Annotated in this window: 13 protein-coding genes and 1 pseudogene; 8 read left to right on the top strand and 6 right to left on the bottom strand. The window is 60.6% G+C overall.

Annotated elements, in window-relative coordinates; genetic code table 11:
- The first annotated feature begins 34 nt into the window (after positions 1-34).
- The 4 genes from M0P56_RS06830 (at position 35) to purL (ending at position 7,137) form a co-directional block, all read left to right on the top strand.
- Complete coding sequence (locus tag M0P56_RS06830) at positions 35-1,192, top strand: hypothetical protein (RefSeq protein ID WP_291509305.1); 1,158 nt, start codon at positions 35-37, stop codon at positions 1,190-1,192.
- Positions 1,189-2,496: an adenylosuccinate lyase gene (gene purB / locus M0P56_RS06825; protein WP_291509304.1), complete on the top strand. Its 1,308-nt coding sequence runs from the start codon at positions 1,189-1,191 to the stop codon at positions 2,494-2,496. Before M0P56_RS06830 ends, purB begins: the two co-directional genes overlap by 4 nt.
- Positions 2,493-3,215, top strand: a complete 723-nt coding sequence (purC, locus tag M0P56_RS06820; protein ID WP_291509303.1) for a phosphoribosylaminoimidazolesuccinocarboxamide synthase — start codon at positions 2,493-2,495, stop codon at positions 3,213-3,215. Before purB ends, purC begins: the two co-directional genes overlap by 4 nt.
- A 70-nt stretch (positions 3,216-3,285) precedes the next feature.
- Positions 3,286-7,137 carry a phosphoribosylformylglycinamidine synthase gene (gene purL / locus M0P56_RS06815; RefSeq protein WP_291509302.1) on the top strand — a complete coding sequence of 1,284 codons (3,852 nt, stop codon included), beginning with the start codon at positions 3,286-3,288 and terminating at the stop codon, positions 7,135-7,137.
- Between the two features lie 60 nt (positions 7,138-7,197).
- Here the strand turns inward: purL and M0P56_RS06810 are convergent, their stop codons facing one another.
- The 3 genes from M0P56_RS06810 to M0P56_RS06800 are packed head-to-tail and all read right to left on the bottom strand — an operon-like array spanning position 7,198 to position 11,028.
- On the bottom strand, positions 7,198-8,739 hold the full coding sequence (locus M0P56_RS06810) for an NFACT RNA binding domain-containing protein (protein WP_291509301.1): 1,542 nt from the start codon (positions 8,737-8,739) through the stop codon (positions 7,198-7,200).
- Between the two features lie 35 nt (positions 8,740-8,774).
- A complete protein-coding gene (gene sat / locus M0P56_RS06805) occupies positions 8,775-10,448 on the bottom strand; it encodes a sulfate adenylyltransferase (RefSeq protein ID WP_291509300.1) in 1,674 nt (557 codons plus the stop codon).
- Between the two features lie 10 nt (positions 10,449-10,458).
- Positions 10,459-11,028, bottom strand: a complete 570-nt coding sequence (locus M0P56_RS06800) for a phosphoribosyltransferase family protein (RefSeq protein WP_291509299.1) — start codon at positions 11,026-11,028, stop codon at positions 10,459-10,461.
- 395 nt (positions 11,029-11,423) lie between these two features.
- Between M0P56_RS06800 and M0P56_RS06795 the strand changes: the two genes are divergently transcribed.
- The 3 genes and pseudogenes from M0P56_RS06795 to M0P56_RS12375 form a co-directional block, all read left to right on the top strand.
- Positions 11,424-11,903 carry a GNAT family N-acetyltransferase gene (locus tag M0P56_RS06795; RefSeq protein ID WP_291509298.1) on the top strand — a complete coding sequence of 160 codons (480 nt, stop codon included), beginning with the start codon at positions 11,424-11,426 and terminating at the stop codon, positions 11,901-11,903.
- 399 nt (positions 11,904-12,302) lie between these two features.
- Positions 12,303-12,530 carry an addiction module protein gene (locus M0P56_RS06790; RefSeq protein ID WP_291509297.1) on the top strand — a complete coding sequence of 76 codons (228 nt, stop codon included), beginning with the start codon at positions 12,303-12,305 and terminating at the stop codon, positions 12,528-12,530.
- A 97-nt stretch (positions 12,531-12,627) separates the two neighbouring features.
- Positions 12,628-12,828: pseudogene (locus tag M0P56_RS12375) on the top strand (hypothetical protein); the annotation flags it as partial.
- 185 nt (positions 12,829-13,013) lie between these two features.
- On the opposite strand, the gene groL reads toward M0P56_RS12375, so the two are convergent.
- From groL to M0P56_RS06775, 3 genes are all read right to left on the bottom strand, one after another.
- The gene (gene groL / locus M0P56_RS06785; RefSeq protein ID WP_291509296.1) at positions 13,014-14,669 is read right to left on the bottom strand and encodes a chaperonin GroEL; all 1,656 of its coding nucleotides are present in this window, start codon (positions 14,667-14,669) and stop codon (positions 13,014-13,016) included.
- Positions 14,670-14,716: 47 nt separating this feature from the next.
- On the bottom strand, positions 14,717-15,007 hold the full coding sequence (gene groES, locus M0P56_RS06780) for a co-chaperone GroES (RefSeq protein WP_288020136.1): 291 nt from the start codon (positions 15,005-15,007) through the stop codon (positions 14,717-14,719).
- A gap of 134 nt (positions 15,008-15,141) precedes the next feature.
- Positions 15,142-15,903 (bottom strand): alpha/beta hydrolase, encoded by a 762-nt coding sequence (locus tag M0P56_RS06775; RefSeq protein WP_291509295.1) that lies wholly within the window; start codon positions 15,901-15,903, stop codon positions 15,142-15,144.
- A gap of 443 nt (positions 15,904-16,346) precedes the next feature.
- On the opposite strand from M0P56_RS06775, the gene dsbD reads away from it, so the two are divergent.
- Positions 16,347-18,131 (top strand): protein-disulfide reductase DsbD, encoded by a 1,785-nt coding sequence (gene dsbD / locus M0P56_RS06770; RefSeq protein ID WP_291509294.1) that lies wholly within the window; start codon positions 16,347-16,349, stop codon positions 18,129-18,131.
- The last annotated feature ends 12 nt before the right edge of the window (positions 18,132-18,143 follow it).

Here is an 18,143-nt window from a genome sequence, read left to right as displayed (position 1 = left end):
TTCTCGCGCCTAGTCGCGTTTAGTGGAGTCTTGCATGCGCCGTTACGTAGCTCTCGCCGTGGTTACCAGTCTGGGTTTGGGGGGGTGTTCCTACATTCCCTTCTTCAAGGCCAACAACGGACCTAAATACCAGGATTCCAAGGTGATGGAACCCCTGAAGATCCCGCCGGACCTGCTGGCCCAGGCGCCCCAGCCGGGGGTTACCATACCGGGCGGGGCGGTGACTTCACCTGGGGGGGCGGCGACTTCCGGCGAATTGCCGACGAACGCGAATAGTGCCGCCTCCGGTGGTTACGGACTGTTTCAACCCCACGAGGCGGCCGGACAGCAGCCGGTAGAAGAAAAAACCCTGCCGGAAGTAAGCGCGCAGATGCTGGGTACCGGCGCGGATTTGCGTTTGAGCACGACCGCGAAGCCCGCGCAGATTTGGGCTGCCCTGAAAGCGACACTGGCCGCAGACAAGACTACGGTGGCGAAATTCTCTCCTGAACAGGGTGAACTGGTTACCAACTGGCGGGATTTCCGTAGTGGTCTGGCCTTCGTGCTGGGGAACACCGTAGCACCTACTTATCGGGAGAAATACACCTTTCACCTGAGCGCTGGCGAAAATGGCGCGGAACAGCTTTCTGTCCAGCAGGAGCGCGTCCGGAATGATCCCAACGGTAGCAGTCTGGAGTGGAAGAAGGTGCCCGCCGACGCAGGACACAGCCGGCGGATCATGGAAGCGGTGCAGAAGCGTCTGAGCCAGGGGTCACTCCTCGCAGAAATGCCGAAAATCAAAGTGACCCGCTACCAGGATGATCGCGGTCCTTATCTGGTGTTGAACGCGGTTCCCGCCAAGGCGCAGCCAGCAGTACAAGTGGTTTTGCAGGGGCTGGGTTATCCCGTGCAAAGTGAGGGCATGGGGGTGTGGAATGTCCAAGTGCAGGGCGGTGGTGCGCAGGCGGCTCAGAAACAGAGCTTCATCGGCGGCATCTTTCAGCGGACCTGGGACAACATCAAGGCTATCTGGAGCAGTCCGGAAAAGCAGAAACCCGTCTCGGTGCAGGTGAAGTTGCTGCGCATGAAAAACAATGAGGGCAGCGTACTGGAGACGACACCGGGGGTTGGCAAGAATGCCGCCACATGGTCCGCAGATATTCTCGACAAGCTGCAGTCGGGCCTGTCTCCCAAAAATGGAGACATAGCATGATCGAGCGCTATACGCGCCCGGAAATGGGTGCCTTATGGACGCAGGATGCCAAATATCAGGCCTGGCTCGATGTGGAGCTGGCAGCCTGCCGGGCGCTGGCGGCACAGGGGCAGATTCCTGCCGACGCCCTGGCCGACATCGAGGCGAAAGCCGCTTTTGATAGCGCCCGTATTGCGGAAATTGAGCTGGAAGTCAAACACGACGTCATTGCCTTTCTGACGTCTGTGGCCGAGTATGTCGGGCCGTCCAGCCGCTTCATCCATCTCGGCCTGACCTCTTCGGATGTGGTGGATACGGGTTTTGCGCTGCAGTTGAAGCGTTCCGGGGTACTGCTGCTGGAAGGGATGGATCGCCTGTACCGGGCTTTGGTCGAGTTGGCCTGGAAGCACAAGGATACAGTGATGATCGGCCGCTCCCATGGCATTCATGCGGAGCCCATCACCTTTGGCCTGAAAGTGGCGGTCTGGTGTGCCGAGGCGCAGCGCAATCGGCAACGTCTGGTCAGTGCCATCGCCGCCGTGTCGGCGGGCATGTTGTCGGGGGCCGTGGGCACTTTCGCCAACATCGACCCCAGTGTCGAAGATGCGGTCTGTGCGGAGCTGGGGTTGGCCCCGGAACTGGCCAGCACGCAAGTCATTTCCCGGGATCGTCACGCCGAGTTTTTCGGCACCCTGGCGGTGATTGCCGGTTCCATTGAAAAGATTGCCGTGGAAATTCGTCATTTGCAGCGCACCGAGGTGTTGGAGGCGGAGGAGCCATTTACCGCCGGGCAGAAGGGCAGTTCCGCCATGCCCCACAAGCGCAATCCTATCCTCTCCGAGAATCTGACCGGTCTCGCCCGCCTGCTGCGCGGTTATGCGGGTATGGCGCTGGAGGACATCGCCCTCTGGCATGAGCGCGATATTTCTCACTCCAGTGTGGAGCGGGTGATCGGCCCCGATGCCTGCATCGTCATGGACTTCATGTTCCATCGGGCGAGCGCTCTGCTGGAACGGCTCGTGGTTTATCCGCAGCGGATGCTGGATAACCTGCACAAGATGCATGGCCTGATTTTCTCCCAGCGGGTGCTGCTGGCGCTCACCGGGAAGGGCATGCTGCGCGAAGACGCGTATCGGGTGGTGCAGCACAACGCAATGCAGGTCTGGGAGGCGAATGCAGATTTTAAATCGCTGCTGACAGCGGACCCGCAGATCCAGCCTTACCTGAGCGCGCAGGAACTGGCAGCGTTGTTTGATCTCGCCTATCACACCCGCAATATCGACGCCATTTTCGCCCGTGTCTTTCCGGAAGGACAACCCCGATGAGTGAACGCACTGTCCTCTACGAGGGCAAGGCCAAGATTGTCTATGCCAGCGAATCACCCGATGAGTTGGTCCTGTATTTCAAGGATGATACTTCGGCTTTTGACGGCGAAAAGGTCGAGCAGCTTGCCCATAAAGGCGAGATAAACAATGCCTTCAATGCCTTCATCATGGAGTATTTGCAGGGTGAGGGGGTGCCGACCCATTTTATCCGCCGCCTCAATGCGCGAGAAAGTCTGGTGCACCGTCTGGAGATGATCCCGGTAGAGTGTGTGGTGCGGAATCGGGCCGCGGGGTCCTTGTCCAAGCGCCTGGGCATCGAGGAGGGTCGGATTCTGGAGCCGCCGACGCTGGAATTCTTTCTGAAGAACGATGCGCTGCACGATCCCATGATCAACACGTCCCATATTCGCACTTTTGGTTGGGCGACGGCAGAAGAAGTAGAGGCCATGCGCCGTTGGACGATGCGGGTCAATATGTTGCTGTCCGCACTATTTGCAAAGGCGAATCTAATTCTGGTGGACTTTAAGCTGGAGTTCGGGCGTTTTGACGGTGAGCTTTATCTCGGTGACGAATTCAGCCCCGACGGCTGTAGACTTTGGGATGCCCAGAGTCTGGAAAAAATGGATAAAGATCGCTTTCGTCGCAATCTGGGCGGTGTGGTAGAAGCCTATGTAGAAGTCGCACGCCGCTTGGGCGTGCCGCTTCCTGCAGCATCATAAAATCGTAATCTTTCCAGCGGGATAGTCTTCTGGCTCGTCCTGCCGCGTTTCTTGAATGAGGGACCATCCCATGCTGCTGCTTCGCGGCTCTGCGGCGCTGTCCGCCTTTCGTGTGCAACACTTGCTACGCATCCTCATTGCCGAGGGTTTTTCCGTCCAGAGCGCAGTCGCTCAGCATATGCATCTGGTGGATCTCGGCGCACCTTTAACGTCGGCAGAAATGGGGGTGCTGACCGCCTTGCTGCATTACGGGGAACCTGCTGAAGGACATGTAGAGGACGCACAGGAAGTCTGTGTGGTGCCCCGTCTCGGGACCATCTCGCCATGGTCCAGCAAGGCAACGGACATTGCCGGACACTGTGGATTGGGGGCGGTGCGGCGTATTGAACGGGGGGTTTCATATCGCTTGCGCAACGTCGGCGGTGCGGCCTTCAGCGCGGCGGAGTTGCAGGCGATGAGCCGGCTTCTGCACGACCCCATGACCGAGTCGGTGTTGCCGGACTGGTCGGCGGCAGAGGCCATTTTTGCCCGTCCGGAACCCGCATCACTGACCCGCATTCCTCTGCACAAAGAGGGGCGTGCCGCCTTGCTTTCGGCCAATAACCGTATGGGGCTCGCTCTCGCTCCGGCGGAACTGGATTATCTTTTTGATTATTTTTCGGGCTTGGGCCGCGATCCCAGTGATGCCGAACTGATGATGTTTGCGCAGGCCAATTCCGAGCACTGTCGGCACAAGGTGTTCAATGCGGCCTTCCGGCTGGATGGCCAGGATCAAGCCCTCAGCCTCTTCGCCATGATTCGCGAAACCCACCGCCTGCATCCGCAGGGCACCTTGTCCGCTTATAAGGACAACGCCGCGGTCATGGCGGGCGGCGCGCTGAGCCAGCCTTTCGCGGTGGACGCGTCGGGAGCGTATACCGTAGCGGAGGAACGCACCGCCATTCTGATGAAAGTGGAGACCCACAACCATCCGACGGCCATTTCCCCTTTCCCCGGAGCGGCCACGGGGAGTGGCGGCGAGATTCGCGACGAAGGGGCCACCGGGCGGGGCGGCAAGCCCAAGGCGGGTTTGACGGGCTTCTCGGTGTCCCATCTGCGGATTCCCGGCTATATCCAGTCATGGGAGTCGAACCCTTACGGAAAGCCGGCGCGTATCCGCTCGGCGCTGGACATCATGCGCGAAGGCCCCCTGGGTGCTGCGGCCTTCAACAACGAGTTCGGCCGCCCGGCCATTGCCGGTTATTTCCGGGTCTTCGAATGTGATCAGGACGGGCTGCACCGCGGCTACCACAAACCCATCATGTTGGCCGGCGGTCTGGGTCAGATTCGCCCCTTGCTGGTGGAAAAGAAGCCTCTGCCGGAAGGCGCCAAAGTGCTGGTTATCGGCGGTCCGGCCATGCTCATCGGTCTGGGTGGTGGCGCCGCTTCCAGTGTGGCCAGCGGGGCAGGGGATGAGCAACTGGATTTTGCTTCGGTGCAGCGCGGCAATCCGGAAATGCAGCGCCGGGCCCAGGAAGTGATCGAGCGTTGTATTGCGCTGGGAGAGAATTCACCCATTTTGTCCATTCATGATGTCGGGGCGGGCGGACTCTCCAACGCCATTCCCGAGTTGTTGCACGATGGTGGTCGTGGCGGCCAACTGCAACTGCGGGCGGTGCCCAATGAAGAACAGGCCATGTCGCCTATGCAGATCTGGAGCAATGAGGCGCAGGAGCGTTATGTGCTGGCCGTGGCGGCAGCAGACTTGCCACGTTTCACGGAGATCTGCGCCCGCGAGCGCTGCCTCTGGGCGGTCCTGGGAGAAGCCACGGCGGAGGACGCCCTGATTCTGGAGGACTCCCTGCTCCATGACCGGCCGGTGGATATGGCCCTCAGCGCTCTGCTGGGTTGTCCGCCGCGCATGGAGCGGGACAGTCGGCATGTGCCGCCCGATTTGCGTCCGCTGGACCTGTCGGGTGCCGATTTGCGTGCTGCCGCCTATGCCGTTTTGCGCCATCCCTCGGTAGCCAGCAAGGAATTCCTGATCACCATCGGTGACCGCAGTGTCGGGGGTCTGATTCACCGCGACCAGATGGTGGGGCCATGGCAGGTGCCGGTGGCCGATTGCGGGGTCACGGCAGCGGATTTCTGGAATACCCACGGCGAGGCCATGGCCATCGGCGAGCGTGCCCCGGTGGCAGTGTTGAATCCCGCGGCCAGCGCCCGGCTGGCCATTGCCGAAGCCCTCACCAACCTGTTTGCTGCCGATGTGGCTGCGCTGGGGGATATCAAGCTCTCGGCCAACTGGATGGCGGCGGCAGACCATCCGGGAGAAGATGCGGCGCTCTATGACGCGGTACATGCTGCGGCACTGGAACTGTGTCCGGCGCTGGACCTTGCCATCCCGGTGGGCAAAGACTCCCTGTCCATGCGCACTATCTGGCGAGAGGAGGGTGTGGAAAAGGCCGTCGTGTCGCCCCTGTCGGTGATTATCTCGGCCTTCGCGCCCGTGGCAGATTTGCGGAAGAGCTGGACCCCCCAGTGGTCTGCCCAACCAGATACCGATCTCTGGTTGGTGGACTTGGGGTGTGGTCGGCTCGGCGCTTCCATCCTGGCCCAGACTTTGGGGCAGATGGGCGATACGGCGCCTGATCTGGATGCCCCGGAGTTGCTGCGCGGCCTGTTCATTGCATTGCAGGCTTTGCGCATGCAGGAACTGGTGCTGGCCTACCATGACCGTTCCGACGGTGGCCTCTGGGCGACGCTCTGCGAAATGTCTTTCGCCAGCCGTTGTGGGGCGGACATTCAACTGCCTTCGGAGGCGGATAGCTGGTCCTTCCTTTTTGCCGAGGAACCGGGCGTGGTCATCCAGACCCCGGCCGCCCGGCGCGCGCAAATCACGCAGATTTTTGCCGATGCCGTCCTCGCTGGACGGGCTCAGGTCATTGGTCAGGTAAAGACCGACCACTGGCGTTTACAAGTACAGCAGGACGGCCAATCCGTCCTGAATGAAGCGGTCGCTGATCTACTGCGTGTCTGGGCGGAGACCAGTAACCGGATGCAGGCCCTGCGCGATGATCCGCTTTGCGCCCAAGAGGCTTTTGCTCTGGTGGCCAGCGAGAATGCGCCGCTGTTCTCCCATCTCTCCTTTACCCCGCAGATGCCGATGATTCAGACCGGGGCCGGGCCCCGCGTGGCGATCCTCCGGGAGCAGGGCGTCAATGGTCAGATCGAGATGGCGGCGGCTTTCCATCGTGCCGGTTTTACCGCCGTGGACGTGCATATGAGCGACCTTGCGGCCGGTCGTCATCGCTTAGCGGATTTCCAGGCAATGGCCGCTTGCGGCGGCTTTTCCTACGGAGATGTGCTGGGTGCCGGTGCGGGCTGGGCCAAATCGATCCTTTTCCATGACCGTCTGCGGGACGATTTCGCCGCCTTTTTTGCCGATACCTCGCGCCTCGCCCTGGGCGTTTGCAATGGCTGTCAGATGCTCGCGGAACTGCGTGACATTATCCCCGGCGCGGCGCATTGGCCGCATTTTGCGCGCAATCGCTCGGAACAGTTCGAGGCCCGACTGGCCATGGTCGAGGTCGTGGATTCGCCGTCGCTGTGGTTCGCGGGTATGGCGGGCACTTACGCGCCCATCGTTATCGCCCACGGCGAAGGGCAGGCGCGCTTCGCCGGAGATCAGTCGGTCGCAGCGCCCGTTACCATGCGTTTTGTGGATGCCCAGGGACAACCCGCAGTGCAGTATCCAGCCAATCCCAACGGCTCCCCGCAAGGTGTTACCGGCCTCTGCAACGAGGACGGCCGGGTCTCCATCCTCATGCCTCATCCCGAACGGGTGGTGCGCAGCCTGCAGATGAGCTGGCGGCCGCCGGAGTGGGGTGAGGCTACGCCATGGATGCAGGTTTTTGTGAACGCGCGGAAGGCATTGGGGTAACATCGGGAGCAAAATAAAAACAGGGATAAAAAGGCCCAAGCTATGGGCCTGGGCTTTTTTCTATAAGTTACTATGGTGGCCGTCGCGGCGTACCCGGATGCTCTTGAAGTGGCGGTAGGTCACCTGTCCGGGCCCGCCACTCGGTTTACGGTGGACGTGGCGGATTTCCGTCCAGTCCACCTCGCCGCTGATGGCGCGGGACTGGCTTTGTTGCAGGGCAATGCGCGCGGCGGCGGCGAGCACCGGCTCGGGCACCGGTGTCTGACTATTCTCCCGGCGCAGCACCACATGGCTGCCGCCTAAATCCTGAATATGAAACCACAGGTCCCAGGGCTTAGCCGTGCGGAAGGTCAGGCGGTCATTCTCCCGGGCATTTTTACCCCAGAGGATCGTGAAGCCGTCGACGACGGTTTGACTGAATGTGGCATCCTCCGGTTTCCCTTTTGGGGCCGGGCTTCCTGACACGAGCCGCGCTTGGGTTGCCGGGCCTTCCACGGGCGATGGCTGTGGTTCGTTACCCACCAGTCGCTCCAGCAGCTTCTCTGATTCTTGCAGGCGGCTGGTGATTTCCCGCTGTGCGCGCTGACTGCGTTGCGCCTGCTGCATATACCACTGCGCCTGCTGGTGCAGAAACTTGCCCGGTGTTACGGCAATAGTCAGGAGCGTACCCGTTGCGCTGGTGTGGTCCGGGGCGCTGATCTGCGTGTCTGACGCCATCGTGTCGGGCAGGGCGAAGAGGGCGAAGGCCTGGGTACGATACACCTCCGGGTCCTCCCAGCGCGTCATGTCCTGGCGCATTTTCTGGATGCGGTGTTGCAGACGCTCCCGCTGCAAGGCGAACGCACGTTCCTGTGCTGAGGGTTCCGGGTGTGCGGCGGGGAGCACAAAGCGCAGCGCCTCCTGTGCCGGAATCTCCTGCAGCGGTGCCCAGTCGGGCAGGGGCACGGGGTAGAGGACGGATTTATCGACCTCCGCCGAAGACCGCCACCAGGACGCACACGGATCTAACCGCTGCGACCATGCCTCTTGCATGGCCTGCTGCTCGGCCGTGTGCTGCGGGCGATAACGGGGTGCGACGCGGCGCAGCCAGGCGGCAGCACCCGGTAAGGGCTGGTCAAAGGGCAGGCTGTCTTCCGGCGGTACATACACCACGCCGGGCAGGAAGCGCGGCGCGGCCTTCCCGTCGAGGCTGTCCCAGCGCCAGGCCCAGCGAATATGCTGCGCCGCATCGAGCAGGGCGATATTGCCGCGTCCGCCAAAGCATTCGGCAACCAGGCTGATCTGGTCCACCCGCTTGCTGATATGGATGCGGCGGCAATCCATGCGTACGATGCGATCCGCCCAGGGCACGCTGATGCGCTGAATGCGAAAACCGGCTAAACGCTGGTTGAGCGGGCTGCTCCAGGTGGTCAGGGCACCCGGCTTATGGAATGCCGGGTCCTGCCAGAGCCCCAGAGGGGCACGCTGCACGATGAGCGCGATATGCGCCTTGGCGGTGTGCAGATAAATCCCGCCCGGCGCGTCGCTGATGCCCTGGATGGCCTGCTGCGCGAGCTGGCGGTCCAGACACTGGGCGGCGGCGGCGAGTTGCAAAGTATCCATCTGTCGAAGCTAAACCGCGCGCACTGGCAACGTGATCACGCCTCTTTGCGCGCCTCGATCACGACCGGCTTATCTGTCACCGCGCCCAGTTGGCACAGCACGCCCATCAGTGTTGCCAGCGCGGCCGGCGGCTTTTGCAGGCTGGCGTCCAATACACATTCCGCATGCTCCGGTGCCTCGTAGGGGTCGTCCACGCCGGTAAAGCCGGTGATCTCGCCGCGCATGGCCTTGGCATAAAGGCCTTTGGGATCGCGCTCGGCACAGATTTCCAGCGGGGTGGAGACATGCACTTCGATAAACAGACCACCGGCTTCTTCCACCAGACGACGCGCATCGGCACGGGCCTGACGATAGGGGGAAATGGCGGCGACCACCGCAATGCCGCCATGGCGCGCCACCAGGCTGGCGACGAAGCCGATGCGGCGGATATTCTCATCGCGGTCTTCGCGGCTGAAACTCAAGCCTTTGGACAGAAAACGCCGCACCACATCGCCATCCAGCAGGGTCACGGCGCGCTCGTCACCCGCTTCCAGAGCGCGGGCCAGCATTCCCGCCAGGGTACTCTTGCCGCTGGCAGACAGGCCGGTAAACCAGATGACCAGTCCGCGCCGGTCCGCACCACGGTAGGCCTGGCGCAATATCTGAATGACCTCGGGCGGGGAGAACCATTCGGGGATGTCCTCCCGGCTGGCCAGCCGCCGCCGCAGCTCTGTACCGGAAATGCCCGCCAGGGCCTCGCCGTTGGCCTCTTCCACCGGTACATAACGGCGCCGGGTTTGGGAATACGCATACTCGGGCAAAAAAATGCCGGTGATGCCCATCTCACTGGCATGCCGGGCAAAAAGCTCTTGCGCCGCAAAGGCCGGGTAGAACAGACCGCCCGCCGGTGCACCCGGATCGGCATGACCGCGGCCGATGATGAAATGGCTAGCCCCATAGTTGCGGCGAATCAGTGCATGCCACAGCGCCTCCCGCGGGCCGGCCATGCGCATGGCCAGGGGCAGGGGCGAGAGCAGGGCGGTTGCCTGGGGATAATGGCCCAGCACCGCACGATACACCCGCATGCGGTAGGATGCCTCCACATCGCCGGGTTTGGTGGGGCCGATGGCCGGGTGCAGCAGGAGACGGGCGCCTGCCCCGGCCTGCTCCAGCCCGGCCTGGGTCACGGCAATATGGGCGTGATGCAGCGGGTTGCGCGTCTGAAAGGCGACCACGGGGTGCGTACCACTCCAGTGCTTTTGCAGCATGGCCGGGGTCTGATACTCGGGCGGAAATTCGACGGCCGCGGCGCGGGTCAGGGTGTCCGCATCCCAGGCTGACACGCGCCCCGCCACATAGTAAGGGCCGCGCGCCAGCAACTCGGCCACGCCCGGATGGCTGGAGTCGGTCGTCCCATAAACCGCCGCGGCCTCCAGCAGTGTATCCGGACGATAGCAGGCGCTGACGGCAACGGACCCGAGGGGCGTGCCATCACTGCGCTCCAGGCGCAAAGTGTCCCCTGCCGCCAAGGACCGGCCGAGTGCCTCGCTGACATCGAGCACTACGGGAATAGGCCAGAGCGCGCCATTACTCAGACGCATATCCTGTAGCACGGACTGCCAGTCCGCTGCATCCAGGTAACCTTCCAATGGGGCAAAAGCGCCGGTCAGCAACAGCTCCAGATCGCAGCGTTGGCGCGCCGTCAGGACATGAACCGATGGAGTGGACATGGGCCGGTCCTTACGCGGAGAGCGGAAAGAGTGGCAGGTGCGCCAGGGCGATCACATCCGACCAGTGGGTGGCGTCGCCTTCCGTACAAATGGCCGCGACGGCGGCGATCTCCGCCTCAGCCTGCACCATGAGCGCGCGCATAGCAGCCAGGGTAGAGCCGGTGCTGACCACGTCATCGACCAGCGCCACCCGCCTGCCGCGGATTGCCGCGCGATCCTTGGCATCCAGATACAGGGTCTGGGGCTTGCCGGTGGTGATGGACAGGGTTTCGGTGGACAAAGCCTCGCCCATGTAGGACTTGTAGTTCTTGCGCAGGACGATATAGGGACGCCCACTGTGCACCGACAGGGCGTAGGCCAGGGGAATACTCTTGGCCTCGGCGGTGACGATCACGTCGTAAGAGCGTTCCGCCATGCGCCCGTTCAGCGCGTGGGCCGCGGCCTCCGTCAGTTCCGTATCGCCGAGGATGTTGAGGACGGCGATGGCCAGATCCGGCTGCACTTTAAAAAGGGGGAGATCGCGCTGCACCCCGTTGATGTGGAGGGGGTAGGTGCTGCTGTGGCTATCGGTGTGGGTCATGAATGCTCCTTTTATGCGCATTCTGCCACAGGGGAAGGGGGGTGGGTAGCTTGGTGGTCGGTGTCTTCCAAGAAAATTCGATACTGCAGAGTCACGGGTTGGATTGTGTAATGCTATGAACCATTGTAGATTCCAAGACAGAAGTGCGTACTCACGATGCGGATGGGTAGCAGGTGTTTTCGGGGTCCCCTGACGCACTAGGGCGACGCGGTTGGGGCGGGGAAAAACAGGCTGGCCGTTGTCTGCGTCCGATAAAAATGAGGATGCCATAAAAGTACATTTGGGGGGCAAATGGCCGTATATGCTTGTTGTGAGTCGCCAGTAAAGAATTTAGGCGACGTGGATGGTGTGGTATGTATGCTGCCTAAATTACGTTAGGCCCCACAGAACCATCTATGCGCTATCGAGAAGCCACACCAGACGATCTACCCAGCATCTGCACTCTTGGTGAAGAAGTGAATGCAGTGCATCACCGTGCCTTCCCAGATGTCTTTGCCGGCCCGGGCAAACATGATCGAGACGCTGCGCACTGGCTGAATAGCATCGGCAAGGACTCCGCAATCACTTTCGTCGCGGAAGAAGATGGCAAAGTCCTTGGCTTTGTCAATGTCAGCATGGCGAATGAGTCCCACTCCTTGCTGCAGCCCATGCGCTTTGGTCGCGTTGGTAGCATCAGCATCACAGAAGAGAGACGAGGCCAAGGAATCGGGCCTGCGCTCATGAAACTGGCCCAAGACTGGGTAGCTCAACATGGCGGCTCGGAAGTCCGCCTGAATGTCTGGGCCTTCAACGCCCACGCACTCCACCTGTACGAGGAACTGGGCTATGAAATTCGTTCTCTTTTCCTGGCCAAGCGGCTGCCGAGTGGGGCCTAACGAATAAGGTTAAATCGTGCGAAGCCGCGATCTGAACCGTTTGTTGGGCCGGCCACCTTTACCTTAATGTTGGCCTTGATTTATGCTACGTCCATGCCGGAGATGGACGTGCCAAAAGCGGCGCGCCCCTGAATTCGCGCGTGTGTGCCGGGGGCGGCGTGGTACGTAACTACCCGGGTGCGAGTCATGGGGCCAGGTTTTTGCAGAGCCGAAGGCTAGGAGAACGGCAAGGGCGTTGTCGCGAAGCAAGGGCTGAAGGAAGCTGAATCCAAAGCTGCGGGGGGATGAACAAAAACCGGATATGAGGCGTGGTGTATCTGGGATGATCGGGCATACGTCCGACATGGAGCAGCGACGCACGCTAAAATCGCCTCATTAGTTTTGAATGGAGTCCAGATCATGAACACACAACTCTTACAGCAAGCCCGTGTACTCGACATTGACGAGCAGATCGAATTGGTTGAGGCCATCTGGGATGGTATTGTGAATCGTGGTGCCACGCCATTGCTGACTGAAGCGCAGACAACGGAACTCGACCGCCGCCGCGCAGATCATCTTGCCAACCCTGATGATGTAGTTCCCTGGAGTGAAGTAAAGGCTGCTGCTCTTGCCAAAATCAGGCAATGAGCCTTCCTGTTATTTTTCATCGGGCCGCGAGTGCAGAGTTCATCGAAGCAAGTGCGTGGCATGAGACCAAGCGAATTGGCCTTGCCCTGCCCTTGAGTTCATTGCCGAGATTGATCGTTGCGTGTCGCTGGCATCTAAACATCCTCTCCAGTTTGCCGTTGTTCGCGAAGAAGTTCGGCGTGTCGTCGCGCATCGTTTTCCATACAGCATTTATTTTCGCGCGGAGGAACATCGCATTGTTGTCTTGGCGGTATTTCATAGCGGTAGAGACCCCGCCATTTGGCAGACTAGAGCCTAACGAATAAGGTTAGGTCGTGCCTAGCCACGATCTGAGACCGGTTTGTTGGACAAGCCCGACCGCTCTGTCGCGGGCGGTATCGGCACATATTTCAGCAGGATCTGCAGCATGAACAGGAAAGGCGTAAAAAAAACCGGCCCCGAAGGGCCGGCTTTCTGACGCTACAGACGTCGGGGAGTAAGGGCTTAGAAGCCGCCCATACCACCCATGCCGCCCATGCCGCCCATGTCACCACCCATGTCGCCGCCAGACTTGTCGTCTTTCTTCGGCAGTTCCGTGACCATGGCTTCCGTGGTGATCATCAGGCCAGCAATGCTGGAGGCCTTCTGCAACGCGGTGCGGGTGACCTTGGTCGGGTCGATGACGCCCATCTCGAACATGTCGCCATATTCGTCGGTGGCGGCGTTGTAGCCGTAGCCGTCTTTACCGTCGACAACCTTGTTCAGCACCACGCTGCCCTCACCGCCGGCATTGGCGACGATCTGACGCAATGGCTCTTCGATGGCGCGACGGATGATGGCCACACCCATGTCCTGGTCGTGGTTGGCGGTCTTGAAGCCTTCCAGCGCATGACGGGCACGGACCAGCGCCACACCGCCGCCGGGGACGATGCCTTCTTCGACGGCCGCACGGGTAGCATGCAGGGCGTCTTCGACACGGGCCTTCTTTTCCTTCATTTCCATCTCGGAACCGGCACCGACCTTGATGACGGCAACGCCACCGGCCAGCTTGGCGACCCGCTCCTGGAGCTTCTCGCGATCGTAGTCGGAGCTGGCGTCTTCCATCTGGCGACGGATCTGCTCAACGCGGGACTTGATCTCGGCCTGCTGACCAGCGCCATCGATAATGGTGGTGTTTTCCTTGTCGATGACAATTTTCTTGGCTTGGCCAAGATCGGCGAGGGTGGTGCTCTCCAGCTTCATGCCGATCTCTTCGGAGACCACGCGGCCGCCGGTCAGGATGGCCATGTCTTCGAGCATCGCCTTGCGACGATCACCAAAGCCCGGCGCCTTGACCGCAGCGACCTTGATGATGCCGCGCATGGTGTTGACCACCAGGGTGGCCAACGCTTCGCCTTCGACGTCTTCCGCAATGATCAGCAGGGGACGGCTGGACTTGGCGACCTGCTCCAGGATGGGCAGCATGTCACGGATGGAGGAGATTTTCTTGTCGTGCAGGAGGATGTAAGGATTCTCCAGCTCGGCAACCATCTTGTCCTGGTTGTTGACGAAGTAGGGGGACAGGTAGCCGCGGTCGAACTGCATACCTTCGACGACGTCCAGCTCGTTGGCGAGGCCGGAACCTTCTTCCACGGTGATGACGCCTTCGTTGCCGACCTTCTCCATGGCTTCGGCAATGATCTTGCCGATGGAGTCGTCAGAGTTGGCGGAAATGGTGCCGACCTGGGCTACTTCCTTCTGGGTTTTGCAGGGCTTGGACTGCTTCTTGAGCTCTTCGACGATGACGATGACCGACTTGTCGATGCCGCGCTTCAGGTCCATGGGGTTCATGCCGGCGATGACGGCCTTGAGGCCTTCGCGAATGATCGCCTGGGCCAGAACGGTGGCGGTGGTGGTGCCGTCACCAGCTTCGTCTGAAGCCTGGGAGGCGACTTCTTTCACCATCTGCGCGCCCATATTCTCGAACTTGTCAGCCAGCTCGATTTCCTTGGCGACGGAGACGCCGTCCTTGGTAATGGTGGGGGCACCGAAAGACTTGTCGAGCACCACGTTACGGCCCTTGGGACCCAGGGTGACCTTGACGGCGTCGGCGAGCACGTTAACGCCGCGCAACATCTTCTCGCGGGCATGTTCAGCAAAGGCTACTTGTTTAGCTGGCATAAATACTCCTCAAAATGTGTAGAAATGGTTGGGATATTCAGCAATGCTTACTTCTCGACGACCGCCATGATGTCGTCTTCGCGCATCACCAACAGTTCTTCGCCTTCCACCTTGATCTCGGTGCCGGCGTATTTGGCGAACAGAACGCGATCGCCGACTTTGAGGTCGAGGGCGCGAATCTTGCCGTCTTCCAGAATCTTGCCATGGCCAGCGGCGACCACTTCACCCTGCACAGGCTTTTCTTTGGCGGTATCGGGAATGATGATCCCGCCGGCGGTCTTCTGCTCTTCTTCCAGGCGACGAATGACGACGCGATCATGCAAAGGACGCAATTTCATTGAGCATTTCCTCGTTTTATACAAGTTAGTGGATGACTTCATCCTGGGCGCTGTTAGCAGTCGCACCCATCGAGTGCTAATCATAGGCGCTGAAAATGTTCTGTCAAGGGGCGCGTCTGTCACGGGGGTTCTGCTTAGGAAATGCGGTTCCAGAGGGATTGCAGGCTGCGCAGGAGCACGCTATCGGCGCCTTGCAGGCGATGGTTTATCCCCGGCAGGGGGCGGATAACGAGTTCCGGCGCATGGGCGCGGGCGGCGAAGCGATAACTGAGGGCAAGGGGTACGGCCTTGTCGGCACTGCCGTGGAGAATTTCTACGGGGCAATGCAGATAGGGGGGGAAGCGCAACAAGTCGTAGCGCCAACTGTCCGCTACCAGATCGAACCGCATGTGCAGTGCACCGAGGCCATGAGAATCATCCCAGCAGCGCAGGTTAGTGTCCTGCCAGGCTTGTTGTTCGTCAGCGGGCAGGCGCCGGAAGATATCCTGAATAAAGTTGTAGGCGGGGGCGATGAGCAGCAGAGCGCGGATCTGTTTTGGCCAGCGGGTGGCGGCGATGGTGCCCAGCCAGCCGCCCAGGCTGGAGCCTACCAGCAGTACCGGGCGATCTTCTAGCATGTGCAGGATCAATTGCAGATCGGCCAGATAGCGGGACAGGGTCAGTGCCTGAAAGGGGCCGTCGGAGCGCCCGACGCCGCGTGGATCAAAGCGTACCCAGGACCAGCCTTGTGCCTGCGCGCTGCGGGCAAGGAGCTGTGATTTGGAGCCTTCCATGTTGGAGGCGAAGCCGGGCAAGAAGACGCCGACGGGGTCGGTATGGGTTTCGTGAATGAGCCCGCAAACGCGGTCGCCGTTGGGGTGAACCAGGGTAAAAGGTCTTTCGGCTGAGGGGGACATTGTCTGCTCCGCGCAAAAAAGGGCGACTAAAGTCGCCCTAAAACCACAAAGGAGGAAAGAAACATGCGCTGCAGTCAGTTACTAACTGCAGTTGATATATTAGCAAAAGACAGAAGTGTTGGCAAATTACATCCCGACCGGTCGGATAAAAGAAGGGCGGAACCGTGAGGCCCGCCCAAAAACCACCAAAGGAGGAAGAAACATGCGCTCGCAACAATCTACAGTCGCTTGCAAGGGATTAGAGAGCAAGGTCCGCAGAAAGTTCCACGCTGCTGGGATTTCTTTCTAGGAGCCTGTATCCTCAGCGCGGTGGCGCAGTTCTTGCCGCTTTGAGGAACGAATAACTTGCGGAAAATGTCTGCAGAGGTAATAGAGTGGCGAGGAGCGATGCAGGTATGCGTACTGGAGCAGGGAGTAGGGCTATTTGGGTCAGGAGCGCGTTGATGTGGAGTGCCATTTGCGGGTTCCTGCTACTGCTCTGGCTGCCCTTTACGCATGCGGCCCCGTTTTTGACGCCGGGCCAGGCCTTTCGCTTTGCAGCGAGTCTGAGCGGCCACGACCAGCTGCAACTGCGCTGGGATGTGGCGCCGGGGTACCACCTCTACCGCGACCGGATAAAATTCTCCGCGGCGCCAGACAGCATTATTCTCGGCCATTACACCTTGCCCGCAGGGATGATGCTGGACGACCCGGCCTTTGGCAAAATGCGGGTCCTGGAAGGACAAAATACCCTCACGGTGCCTTTCACCGTCCAGGGAACTGTCCCCGCTTTCATTGAATTAAAAGCCACTTATCAGGGCTGCGCGAATGCCGGTGTTTGTTACCCTGAGCAGGTCAAAACAGTCAGGTTGGCTTTGACTCAGCAGGCTGTGGCACCGCCGGTGGCGCCCGTCGTGCAGTCGTCAACAGTGGTGAGCGCGCCAGCTGCGGTCAGCCACTCGAGTAACGCCGGGGTCCTGGCAGCGGCTTTGCAGGATCGCTTCTGGCTGACTTTGGGGCTTTTTTTTCTCTCCGGACTGGGTTTGGCTTTCACGCCGTGTATTTTCCCCATGATCCCTATTCTCTCGGCGCTGATTGTCGGGCAAGAGGCGGGGCGCGGCCAGCAGCGGTCACGCGCCTTTGCGCTTTCTATTGCCTATGTGCTGGGGATGTCGCTGACTTACACGATTGCTGGAGTGCTCGCGGCGGTGACCGGGGCCTATATGCAGGCGGCCTTCCAGAGCCCCTGGGTGCTGGGGGCTTTTGCGTTTATTTTCGTGCTGCTGGCGCTGTCCATGTTTGGTTTTTACGAGTTGCAAATGCCGAGCAGTATCCAGACGCGCCTGGCGGGCATGGGAAAGGGTGGAGATCTGTTGAGTACCTTTGTTATGGGCGCACTGTCGGCGCTGATTGTCGGGCCCTGCGTAGCGGCGCCTCTGGCGGGCGGGCTACTCTTTATTTCGCAGACGGGGAATGTTTTTCTTGGTGGGCTATCGCTCTTCGTCCTCAGCCTGGGGATGGGCGTGCCCTTGCTGATCATTGGCACTTCCGCGGGCCATTTGTTGCCGCGAGTTGGCGCCTGGATGGATGCCGTCAAAGCGGTTTTTGGTGTACTGATGCTGGGCGTCGCTATCTGGCTGCTGGCGCGGGTGCTGCCTGGGCCGGTTGGTCTGGCCTTGTGGGCAGCGCTGGCAGTGATCAGCGCCATCTATCTCGGCGCGCTGGATGCAGTGGCCGCAGGCGTTTCGGGATGGCGTCGTTTTTGGAAAGGCTTCGGTATAGTGGTGCTGGCGTATGGTCTGGTCATGGGTATTGGAGCGCTCAGCGGTGCCGGTGATCCCCTGCAACCTCTGGCGCGCCTTACAACAGCCGTGTCGGCGCAGCCGGAAAACCGGGCTGAAGCCCCGCATTTTACGGTGGTAAAAACTCCGGAGGCTTTGCAGAATGCGCTGGCGCAGGCCAAAGGCAAGCCCATATTGGTGGATTACTGGGCAAGCTGGTGCGTGGAATGCGTGCGCATGGATAGAGTTACTTTCGCTGATCCGCGGGTGAAGACCGCTTTACAGGGGCGAGATCTGATCCGCGTGGATGTGACACAGGATGACGCCGCCAGCCGCGCCCTCCTGAAACGTTACAATCTGGTAGGTCCCCCGGCCTTCATCGCCGTCGCCGCTGATGGCAAAACAGCCGCGCAGCAGGAGGGGTATTTAGGCCCAGAGGCGTTTTTGCAGTGGCTGCCGAGATCTTAGAGCAACCATGCT

The sequence above is a fragment of the Acidithiobacillus sp. genome (assembly GCF_023229925.1).
Classification (GTDB): Bacteria; Pseudomonadota; Gammaproteobacteria; order Acidithiobacillales; family Acidithiobacillaceae; genus Acidithiobacillus.
Note: the sequence above shows the minus strand (reverse complement) of the source record. Positions and strands in the feature narration are given on the sequence as shown.